The sequence below is a fragment of the Negativicoccus succinicivorans genome (assembly GCF_014207605.1).
In the GTDB taxonomy this organism is placed as follows: Bacteria; Bacillota; Negativicutes; order Veillonellales; family Negativicoccaceae; genus Negativicoccus; species Negativicoccus succinicivorans.
Map to the genome: position 1 here is coordinate 84,892 of NZ_JACHHI010000006.1, position 7,378 is coordinate 92,269.

Annotated in this window: 11 protein-coding genes; all 11 read right to left on the reverse strand. The window is 50.4% G+C overall.

The genetic code is table 11. The features are described from left to right. Nucleotides 1–6: 6 nt before the first annotated feature. Nucleotides 7–321, reverse strand: coding sequence for a Bbp19 family protein (locus HNR45_RS06490; RefSeq protein WP_159822543.1), 315 nt, complete (start codon nucleotides 319–321; stop codon nucleotides 7–9). Next, nucleotides 318–2,033: a portal protein gene (locus HNR45_RS06495; RefSeq protein ID WP_159822545.1), complete on the reverse strand. Its 1,716-nt coding sequence runs from the start codon at nucleotides 2,031–2,033 to the stop codon at nucleotides 318–320. Before HNR45_RS06495 ends, HNR45_RS06490 begins: the two co-directional genes overlap by 4 nt. Nucleotides 2,034–2,036: 3 nt before the next feature. Then, entirely contained in the window at nucleotides 2,037–2,258 is a 222-nt protein-coding gene (locus HNR45_RS06500; protein WP_159822547.1) for a hypothetical protein, read from the reverse strand. Nucleotides 2,259–2,270: 12 nt separating this feature from the next. Next, entirely contained in the window at nucleotides 2,271–3,581 is a 1,311-nt protein-coding gene (locus tag HNR45_RS06505; protein WP_159822549.1) for a terminase large subunit domain-containing protein, read from the reverse strand. Further along, on the reverse strand, nucleotides 3,574–3,960 hold the full coding sequence (locus tag HNR45_RS06510; protein ID WP_159822551.1) for a hypothetical protein: 387 nt from the start codon (nucleotides 3,958–3,960) through the stop codon (nucleotides 3,574–3,576). The genes HNR45_RS06505 and HNR45_RS06510 overlap by 8 nt, the downstream gene beginning before the upstream one ends. A gap of 101 nt (nucleotides 3,961–4,061) precedes the next feature. Next, a complete protein-coding gene (locus HNR45_RS06515; protein WP_159822553.1) occupies nucleotides 4,062–4,493 on the reverse strand; it encodes a hypothetical protein in 432 nt (143 codons plus the stop codon). Beyond that, nucleotides 4,486–4,866 carry a DUF3310 domain-containing protein gene (locus HNR45_RS06520; protein WP_159822555.1) on the reverse strand — a complete coding sequence of 127 codons (381 nt, stop codon included), beginning with the start codon at nucleotides 4,864–4,866 and terminating at the stop codon, nucleotides 4,486–4,488. The genes HNR45_RS06515 and HNR45_RS06520 overlap by 8 nt, the downstream gene beginning before the upstream one ends. Nucleotides 4,867–4,888: 22 nt before the next feature. Continuing rightward, the gene (locus tag HNR45_RS06525) at nucleotides 4,889–5,134 is read right to left on the reverse strand and encodes a hypothetical protein (RefSeq protein WP_159822556.1); all 246 of its coding nucleotides are present in this window, start codon (nucleotides 5,132–5,134) and stop codon (nucleotides 4,889–4,891) included. Then, nucleotides 5,127–5,462, reverse strand: coding sequence for a hypothetical protein (locus tag HNR45_RS06530; RefSeq protein ID WP_159822558.1), 336 nt, complete (start codon nucleotides 5,460–5,462; stop codon nucleotides 5,127–5,129). Before HNR45_RS06530 ends, HNR45_RS06525 begins: the two co-directional genes overlap by 8 nt. Then, complete coding sequence (locus HNR45_RS06535; protein WP_159822560.1) at nucleotides 5,459–5,902, reverse strand: hypothetical protein; 444 nt, start codon at nucleotides 5,900–5,902, stop codon at nucleotides 5,459–5,461. The genes HNR45_RS06530 and HNR45_RS06535 overlap by 4 nt, the downstream gene beginning before the upstream one ends. A 231-nt stretch (nucleotides 5,903–6,133) precedes the next feature. After that, on the reverse strand, nucleotides 6,134–7,378 hold a 1,245-nt coding region (locus HNR45_RS06540; RefSeq protein ID WP_184327587.1), incomplete at its 5' end, for an AAA family ATPase.

The following is a 7,378-nucleotide window of genomic DNA, read 5'->3' on the forward strand; positions in this document are numbered from 1 at the left end:
ATTGGATCAGTCCTCCTTTCGTAACTTCTGTAATTCCGTTATTTTTTCCACATATTCCCGTTCTGCAAGTTGTAACGCATCTACATGACCGTCACGGATAATTCGCCCGCGCAATTGCAGCCCCATGTCCCGCGCGCCTTCGTTAAAGTATGTCCACGAATTACCCGTCATTGTCCGCTCGAATACGTGACAACTGTCAAATAATCGCATAATAAACCAGCGGCCGGACCGCGTTTGTAGTACGTCTTGCAACGCGTCACGATCCAGCCGATTCACCATTTCCGCTTCTCTCTGTGCGCGTCGTTCTTCTTTTGTCATCACGGAGCGCCACCTCCGGCGTTAGGCATTCCCAACCATTCACGAATAGCCGGGTTACCGTCGTTTGCTGCGTCGGTCAAGTTCTTCGCCGCTTGTGCCAACGGCGCCGCCTGTTGAATACTTGCCATTTGCGCCGCTTGCGCTTCTTCCTGTTGTTGCGCCTCCTGTTGTTGCGCGATAATCTGTTGCGCTTCTTCCGTTGATCGGAGCATTGCCGCCGGCGCGCCGATGTTGTCATGGTAAACGTCAAGCATCGCCATCGCGTCAATCTTCGTCAACACTTCAGGGAACATTTGCGCGACCTGTCCGGCAAACGCCAATGTCTGTTCAATATTGATCAGTCCGGACATTTTTTGCGCTTGCGCTAACGGCGAAATGTATTCAATACGAACTTCTTCTTCGCCCAACTGTTCCGCCAACTCCGGCGGCAACGGCGGGAACACTCCGCCCCGATCCAATATCCCGTATACGCGTTCAAGCGTCGGATTTAAGAATTCATATTGCAACCGCTCAACGACCGGGCCTAACTGTTGCAATTTCTCTTGCGTGCGTTCCATAATTTCCCGCGCCGTCATTTGTCCGCGTTCAATCTGATCCAGCATCAAAAAAAGATCCGCCGCATATGCGCGCCGCACCTTTTGTTCTGTCTGTTCAATTTTTGCCTGTACGGCTTGTACGTTTAACTGTACATCAAACAACGGCCGCACACCGTCCGCCACGGCGTTGACGGTTACACCGCCCGGGAACATGTTCACGCTAGGCATCGTCGCCCCGCTCGTTTGCATCGGCGGCTTGATTCCCATTTCAATTGCCGTCAAAATGTCGCGTTCCATAACTTGCAACATCTTGCTATCGGCTAATGCGTACCAGCCCGCGCCCTTTGCGTACGGTTCTAGTCCGATGACCTGATACCGCGCGACCGGCACGGGCCATTCTTCCATACCGCCAAGCGCCAAATATTCATCAGTCGGCGACCCCTCGACCCAATATAAAGACCGATAGGGCATTGACTGCGGACCAAGACGCCCGCCCCGCCGTTCCGTGTTAGGTTCTACCAGCCAACACACGACAAACACACGATCACTTTTATTCTTTGCGGCGTCCCGCACCGACTGCGGCGCGTTCTCTTCGCCAAATTGCTCAATGATCTGCGCGGCTGTCATTCGCACTTTGCGCGCAAACGTATTGACCCGCCCCGTCGCGTCGGTATCTAGCGCGTAACTGCCGATAGGATAATGCATGAAATGGACACCGTCGGCGGCGCTAAAGATACCCAGCGGCGCTTGCCCGAACGGTAGATCATGATAGCAACTATAAACCGCGTGATAGAAATTACTGCGCGCCAAGACGTTTTGCATAATCGCCTGTCGCTCGTCAAGGATTATCCCCGCTTCTTTCGGCGTGTCTTTGCCCGCAAGTGCCAACTTAAACCATTGACGCGAAGGCGGCGTTAGTCCACTCATGACACCGCCGGCGAAAATAGCAGCGGCATCGCGCGCCGTCGAGTTATAAATTTCTTCCGATTCGCCCCGCGCCTTGTTTTCCTCAAAATCACCATGGAACGGCAATTCGTATTTGCGGATCGCCCGCCACCATTTAACATACGGTTCGCGCTTGCGGAACAGTCGGTCAAACCGTTTTTGCGCTTTTTCTCTTGCCGGCCGTTTTTGCCCCTTGTATTTCGCAGTCGGACTTCTTGCCAGTATCGTTTCCATGATTTACCCTAATGTCTTTTTCCCGGCTACGTCAGAACTTCCGAGAATCGTCCCCATGGAACGCGTCGATAAGAAGCCGCGTTTTTTGCGCCGGTTTTCGACTGCCATTTCTTCCCCCGTCGTGTCGTCCGTCACGTTGACGGCTTGCGCTGTCGGCGCCGGCTGTTTAATTTCCGGCATACGAGGCGAACGAAATCCCAAAGCGTTAGCAATAAATTTACACATGTTTTCTCCTCCTTAAAAAAATGAATATTGCGTGTTGGCGCGTGTTTTCCGCACCGCGGCTAACCGACTCGCCACCGGCGCCGCAAACGTTAAAGCGGCCGCGTCTGCCACGTCAGGAGATCGGCCGCTACGTTCCTTGATTCTGTCTTTCTTTTCCAGTAATATGCGTCCTTTCGCATCGTAACCGTATTCCGGTATGGACAACTCCGCTTGCAGTCGTTCATGTTCCGGCAAACTTCCGCCACGTTGTAGCCATGCGCGCATTTCGTCCCACATCTCCGCCCGACGGTTGACGTACTTGTCATCTCTAACCGCTTTCCCACCGAACGGCACTTCTATCACCGTGTAGCCTAATTGCCGCAAACGGTCAATCACACCCTCACCGCGTCCGGCATCAATGAATACTGCGTCCGGCTTATGCGTTTCAATTTCCCGCGCGACAATTTCCGCAAGTTTCATATTATCCACGCCGGAAAACAGGACCGGCTCATACATGCATAAACCGCGACGCCGCACGATGCAAGAACTGTCCGCACCGTACCGCGCGACGTCAACGCCCAAGACAACCGGCGCGCCCGTTATATCCTCCTCAACGACCCGCCGCGCCCTTGCTTGCGCTACCAAATCAATCGAAATAAGGACATTAAACGCCGACGCCGTGAAATCGCAATACAATTCTTGCCGGATTGCATCGTCGGACATATCCCGCTTCATTTCTTCAATTTCTTCTTCCGGTAAAATACCGCTATCGGCTACCGTAAAACGGCACGTGTACCACGCCGGATCTTGCAAGCCACGCTGGTACATCTCATAAAAAGCATTTTGCCCTTTTGGCGTGCCGATAAACGTCGCCCAACCGGAACGATCAGCCAACGCCGGACGAATAATCTCGTTCCAGACCTCCGGCTTTATTTGCGCGTATTCGTCCAGTACAACGCCGTCCCAATAGCTGCCGCGCAATGAATCAGGATTGTCCGCGCCTTTGATATATATGCGCGCCCCTTGTCTGTTATCGTGCCGTGACGGCAATTCAACAAACAACTCCGATTCATTCACCAGCCGCCCCGGTATCGGCGACGTGTAATATTTTAAGTACGCCCACGCTATTTGTTTCGCCTGTACTCGAAACGGCGCAATGTACGCATATTGCGGCGACGGATTATCGCACAATATCGCCTGCTTTAGCATATGATTAATCATTCCGACGGTTTTGCCGAAACGACGATGCGCAACCACAACGGAAAAACGCGCCTTTTCTAGTCCCGGGTGGATCTCTGTTTTCCACAATGCGCGCGGCGTGTACGGTATAACGACTTTACTCATCGCTTGCCCAGCCAAATTCTATTTGTACCGCGCCGCCGTCTGTTCCGGTTATTTCCGCCCGCTTTTTAGGATTAAACGCGTCATCTGTCCGTTCAAGATACCATTTAGACACATCAACATCTTCCGCTTCAATCGCCTTGTGAATGTTGTATTTTGCCCGCAGTCCTGTCCGCGCGCTCCATTCCGCTACTTTGTCGGTAAACCCCTCATTCCGTTCGCAATAATTGTAATACGCATCACGGGAAATACCCGCGAAATCACAGGCCTGAGTGATATTCGCGCCAACGGTAAAAGCCTTCTCCAGTTTACCGACAACCTCAGGCGTCACCGCAAGCGGCCTTCCGCCTTTGTCTTTTGTTTTCTTTTTTGCCTCCGCCATTGGTTCACCACCTTCAGGGCAATAAAAAAGCACTCCCGGAAGAGTGCCTATAATTTCACACTATCATTATACCGCATTACAAGGTAGCTTTTGGTAGATACTTACGGCGGGAAGTATTTTTGTTGATACTCATCAAGCGCGCAACCGTGCATGTATTTTATTGTCGAATATTGATAATGCATTATTCTTGCCACTTGATGCAAACGCAGGGGAACGGTATTCGCATAATAGAGAAATAGCAGCGTTCTGTATCGTATATCTGTAATTGCGTTGATACGTATCAAAATGCGCTTTTTACGTCCGCTGTATTCATCTATTGTCCTGTCGATTTCAGCGTCCATATCCGCAAGTTTAGCGGCCGCGTTGGCGATGTCGGATTGGCGGGTGCCCGAGACGGGCTCGGAAAAAGGGCGCGCGAGGCTCGTCGCGCGGGCGGCCAATTTCTCTTTATCCATGATTAACGCGTCAATCCGCGCATTTAATTCACGCAGCCCCTCAAGCTCCGCCCGCGCTTGACGGTTACCTTTAATCATTCGCGCGAGCCTCTCTGACCCTGATTGCGTTTTCCAGTGCCACCAAGGCCTGAAGCACGTAAAAGTATTTCGGCTGCGCGGCCAAGTACCGCACGGCCAAGGTAAGATCCTGATCAAGCCCCTTATCCATGGCATACTCCATCGCGCCGATGCTTTCCACTTTCTCTTGGTGATGGTCAAGATAGCGTTTAATATACCAGCGAGCCTTTCGTAAGTCCTCTAATTCGGTATCTTTAGATTTTTTACCGGCGCGAGAAATGTACTTGACCGCGTTCCCTAAGTGATACCCAAGCCGCCACGATTCGAGGGCCTCAATCGTTTCAAACTTTCCGTCCGTGTAGTGCGCCGGATGATTAATGATGTCGTTATTCATGTTTGCTTTTCTCCTTGCTCTGTTAAAGTCTTTTACCGACCAGAATGCCGACGAACTCTTTCATCGTTTCATCGTCAATCTCGCCGCCGCGTCTTTTTAGCAGCCAGCACCGAACCGCATAAACGATTTCCCTTGCGTAGTCCTCTTCCTGAAAAAACGCATCCTCTTCGTCATAAAATAAGCCTTTTGCTTTCATACCGAACCAATAGCTAGTAATGTTCTGCACCTCTTCCATTAATACGCCGCTTTTATTTACCTTCTCAATCATCTTGATCGCCTCTCCATTCTCTAAACATTTCAAACCAATCAGCCGCGCTCATTGTGATCAGCCACTCGCAGTTATTTTTACGATGCGCCACTATCGGCACCCGACCGCTTTTTTGAGAATCTCGTCGAGCTTGCGCCATTGCGTCTTCAATGTTCAGCCGCTCTACTCGTTTGACCTCCACATGCACGCCCGGAAGGCCGACCACGTCGGCGGCCTCTCCCGTATTTCCGCAATATTGCGCCGTGCGTCGCGCCTCCCAACCGTTGGCGCGGCATAATCGGGCAAACTCAAGTTCGCCGCGCTTTCCTTTTTGCTTGCCGTTCGTCATTTAGACGCCGCTTCTTCCATGGATTCTCGTATTTGTTTCATCTCAAATGATCCGATTTCCGGATCAGCATAAGACGCTGCGTCAAGGCCTTTTACAAGTCCGATACGAATTGCGTTCATTTGTAGGTCACTGAATTTAGGATCGGCGTAAATACTCACGTCAACGCCGCTTTCAAGTCCTTCTCGGATTTGCCACATTTGCTTCCATTTGAACTTGGGGTCAGCATAGCAAGACACATCAACCCCCTTTTCAAGACCAAAGCGAATTTGGCGCATTTGATTATCTCTATATTTTGTATTGGCGTATATTGACACATTAGCGTCGCACGTTCTCAAGCCTGAAATAATTTCAAAAACTTGATATTCGTTAAAGCCTTTCAATAATTCTTGTACCTGCTCTAATTGTTCTTCGTTTAATGCCCTTTCTGCCTTTTTTGCCATCGTTAGCACCTCCGCCACGCTTCATTTTTATTTTCTTTCGCTTGATAAACAGTAAAACAATAGCTTAACAATCACAACATCAACTGCCAGCGGGCAAGTGGGTGGGTTAGATATAGTCGGGGGACTTGCACCCCCGACTTATCTCCCCCTACTTTCCCCTGTCTATTTTCGGAAGAAAATCCCTATATATAATTACGGGTTTTTCCGCCCTATTGTTAACCGCCTTTCCCGCTACTCTTGTTTACATTCGTCAACCACATACATTTCTCCGTTTTTGTATCGGAATATTCCTCCGTCCCGTGCCTGTTCTTTGATGTAGCTTTGTACCGTTTTGACTGATACTTGCAAATATTCCGCAACATCTTCAAGCTTTGCCCAGCCGTTCACCGTTGCCTTGCTCCCTTTGCCAACTTGGGAATATAGGTCAAATGCTGTCTGTAGGCTATCAAGCCGTCTTTGTTTTCTGTCCTGTTTGGCATCGTTACCTTTTCGGCTCAATTGCATAGCCGTCGGCACGCTTTCCAAAACTTTTTTTCCTGTCAATTTGCCTTCCGCGTCCGGATAGTGTCGCGGATAATCAAACCAGATGTTAATCGGCTCAAATGGAGCAAACTCACGCAACGTTCCTTCAATCCGCCACGCCGTTCGTCCGCCGGTGTCGATGTTTTCCGTGTCCAGTTCCGTCATGTCAATCAGCGCATCAGGGTCGCGGGCAAATACGCCGCTACCGCTTGCCCTGTCCATTGACCGCTTGCCGGCTTGCGTTCCTTTGGAATGGTGATGGCAATAAATAACGGCGCAATCCAGCTCCGTGCATACCTTATCGAATTGGTTACAAAAATGTGCCATCTGGTCTGCGGAGTTTTCATCACCGGTGATAACTTTATATATCGGGTCAATAACAACCGCGATATAATTCTTTTTTTGCGCCCTTCTGATGAGTTTAGGCGCAAGCTTATCCATCGGCACTGATTTTCCCCTTAAATTCCAAATATCAATGGATTTTATTGATTTTGGCGCAGTCTTTGTAGCCTCGTATACTTCTTTGAAACGATGTAGGCAGCTTGCCCTGTCCAGCTCCAAATTGACGTATAACACGCGTCCCTGCGCGCAATCGAAACCTAACCACTGTTTGCCCTCAGCAATGGCGATACATAATTGAATTAATGCGAACGACTTGCCCGCCTTGGACGCGCCCGCCAATAGCATTTTGTGGCCTTGCCGTAAAATGCCGTTAATCAATGGCGCCGATAATGGCGGCATATCGTCCCATGTATCGGCAAGGCTTTCCGGATCGGGTAAATCATCATTTACCGCTTCAATCCATTCTCGCCACTCCGCCCAGCTGCGTTTGCCGATGTTGGTGTCCACCAAATATTGTTTGTGACCGTCACGAATAGCGCCCGGCAATCGAGACAAGCGAGACGGATTTTTGTTTTGCCGGTCAACGCTTAAACCATTTTTCTCGCAGACACT

What these genes read in the sequence shown, in the direction of transcription:
- HNR45_RS06495 (WP_159822545.1), bottom strand. Translation starts at nt 2,033, where the DNA reads ATGGAAACGATACTGGCAAGAAGTCCGACTGCGAAATACAAGGGGCAA.
- HNR45_RS06500 (WP_159822547.1), bottom strand. Translation starts at nt 2,258, where the DNA reads ATGTGTAAATTTATTGCTAACGCTTTGGGATTTCGTTCGCCTCGTATG.
- HNR45_RS06505 (WP_159822549.1), bottom strand. Translation starts at nt 3,581, where the DNA reads ATGAGTAAAGTCGTTATACCGTACACGCCGCGCGCATTGTGGAAAACA.
- HNR45_RS06510 (WP_159822551.1), bottom strand. Translation starts at nt 3,960, where the DNA reads ATGGCGGAGGCAAAAAAGAAAACAAAAGACAAAGGCGGAAGGCCGCTT.
- HNR45_RS06515 (WP_159822553.1), bottom strand. Translation starts at nt 4,493, where the DNA reads ATGATTAAAGGTAACCGTCAAGCGCGGGCGGAGCTTGAGGGGCTGCGT.
- HNR45_RS06520 (WP_159822555.1), bottom strand. Translation starts at nt 4,866, where the DNA reads ATGAATAACGACATCATTAATCATCCGGCGCACTACACGGACGGAAAG.
- HNR45_RS06525 (WP_159822556.1), bottom strand. Translation starts at nt 5,134, where the DNA reads ATGATTGAGAAGGTAAATAAAAGCGGCGTATTAATGGAAGAGGTGCAG.
- HNR45_RS06530 (WP_159822558.1), bottom strand. Translation starts at nt 5,462, where the DNA reads ATGACGAACGGCAAGCAAAAAGGAAAGCGCGGCGAACTTGAGTTTGCC.
- HNR45_RS06535 (WP_159822560.1), bottom strand. Translation starts at nt 5,902, where the DNA reads ATGGCAAAAAAGGCAGAAAGGGCATTAAACGAAGAACAATTAGAGCAG.